Here is a 1,909-nt window from a genome sequence, read left to right on the forward strand (position 1 = left end):
CTAATTCGCTGGGAAAGTCGATTAACTCAAACAGAAGATCGGGAAAGGTTTGAAAAAGTCGGTAGAAAATCGTGTCGGTTTTCATGAGTTCGGTCTATCCCTCTGGTGCGTCGCTGGCTTCTGGAGGAGTATTTTTGACTTTTTTGGGGTTAATTGCCCTCGGACTGCCAATAAAGAGCGATTTTAGCCAATTCCATCGCTTTTTTAGTAAGGATAGCATCGAAGAAAAGCGGAAAGGAAGATAAGGAAATTATATCTCTACTGGCGAAAGTCGTCCCTCTACCGGTTCAAATTCGTCCTCTAGTAGCCAATTTTCCGCTTCCTCGTAACTCGCACCGGTAAATACCACCTGATAACCCTCAGAGGGATCGTACACGCGATAGTTTCCTGAAGATTCAGCCAGTAAAAGCAAGATATAGGGAGGAGATAGCAGCGGATCGATCCAAACCTCGGCAAAATTCCAATTATTATCAGCTAGGTTGGCTGCAGGGGATAACGTCATAGGGGTTTTCTGCATCGATCTAATTTTTTCTAGAATGGGGAGAAAGGTAATTGCCATCGCTCCATGATTCAGAGTATCTCGTCCTCTTGGTTGTCTGAGTATTCCTCGGCAGTTGCCGCAGGAATTTGCGCTATTTTAGTCTTTTTTGGTTGGTTATGCCTACACCTTAATCTGATCGGCCCGGCTTTTATCCTACTAGCGATCGCATATCTGGTGGGAGGATACGAGAGTACCCAAGCAGGATTGACGACTTTATGGGAGGAAAAAGAACTAGATGTGGACCTCTTAATGATTGTAGCGGCCTTGGGGGCGGCGATTTTGGGACTCTGGGACAGTAATTACTATCTCATCATCGATGGAGCCGTTTTAATCCTGATTTTCGCTATTAGTGGTGCATTAGAACAGATTGCCATGGCGAAAACCGATCGCAATATTCGTTCTCTCATGGCTATGACTCCCGATACTGCCAGATTAATCACGGGAGACAGGGAAAAAGAGGTTCCTATCAAGCAATTACGGATCGGTGACACAGTTTTAGTCAAACCGGGTGAATTAATCCCCATTGACGGCATTATTATGGAGGGAAACAGTCCCATTAATCAAGCGCCAATTACCGGGGAATCGCTTCCCGTGGATAAAACCATCGGGGAAGAAGTCTTTGCGGGAACTCTCAACGGTGCGGGAGTGCTACGTTTAAAGGTGGAAACTCCCCCCGAAAGTCGCTTAATTGAGAGGGTGATTCGTTTGGTAGAAAAAGCACAAAATGAATCGCCTCCCTCCCAACAGTTTATCGAAGGTTTCGAGCGGGGTTATGCGAAAATTATCGTGATTTTGGGCTTAATTTTCGGGATTTTACCGCCTTTTTTCTGGGGTTGGACCTGGGAAACCACTATCTATCGGGCCTTAATTTTTCTCGTGGTGGCCTCTCCCTGTGCTTTAATGGCCTCAATTATGCCAGCTTTGTTATCGGGTATCGCTAACGGGGCAAAACAGGGGATTTTATTCAAAAATGGCGCAAGATTGGAGATGATCGGCCGCATACGAGCGATCGCTTTTGATAAAACCGGCACTCTCACCCTTGGTAAGTTGCAAGTGGTGGAAATTATCCCTATCCATGCAGTCAGCGAAAATGAGGTGTTAGCGGTGGCTGCATCCCTAGAATCCTGTTCGGAACATCCCATCGGATTCGCTATTACCGCCACAGCCAGGGAACGTGGTATAAATTTCTTCAGTGCTAATCAGGTGCAAGCGGTATCGGGACGGGGTATCACGGGAAAAATTGCCGATAAGTCGGTATCTGTGGGCAATTTTGCCTATATTCGTGACCATATTTCCGATCTTGACCAGAATATTTTAGCTATCCGCGAACGTTTACAAAAAGAAGGCAGAACCCTAGTTTGGGTAGTA

Annotated in this window: 4 protein-coding genes; 1 reads left to right on the forward strand and 3 read right to left on the reverse strand. The window is 46.0% G+C overall.

Annotation, left to right across the window (positions count from 1 at the left end; all coding sequences use genetic code 11):
• The 3 genes from PX636_RS03570 to PX636_RS03580 all read right to left on the reverse strand — a co-directional run.
• Positions 1-85: DUF2887 domain-containing protein (locus PX636_RS03570; protein ID WP_288116249.1), on the reverse strand; the 85-nt coding region annotated here is incomplete at its 3' end.
• Positions 86-94: 9 nt separating this feature from the next.
• Positions 95-220, reverse strand: coding sequence for a hypothetical protein (locus PX636_RS03575; RefSeq protein WP_268745002.1), 126 nt, complete (start codon positions 218-220; stop codon positions 95-97).
• Between the two features lie 30 nt (positions 221-250).
• The gene (locus PX636_RS03580) at positions 251-559 is read right to left on the reverse strand and encodes a hypothetical protein (protein ID WP_002797553.1); all 309 of its coding nucleotides are present in this window, start codon (positions 557-559) and stop codon (positions 251-253) included.
• A 6-nt stretch (positions 560-565) separates the two neighbouring features.
• On the opposite strand from PX636_RS03580, the gene PX636_RS03585 reads away from it, so the two are divergent.
• On the forward strand, positions 566-1,909 hold a 1,344-nt coding region (locus tag PX636_RS03585), incomplete at its 3' end, for an HAD-IC family P-type ATPase (protein ID WP_288116248.1).

It is taken from the genome of Microcystis sp. M53598_WE2, from assembly GCF_030067735.1.
Lineage (GTDB): Bacteria > Cyanobacteriota > Cyanobacteriia > Cyanobacteriales > Microcystaceae > Microcystis > Microcystis aeruginosa.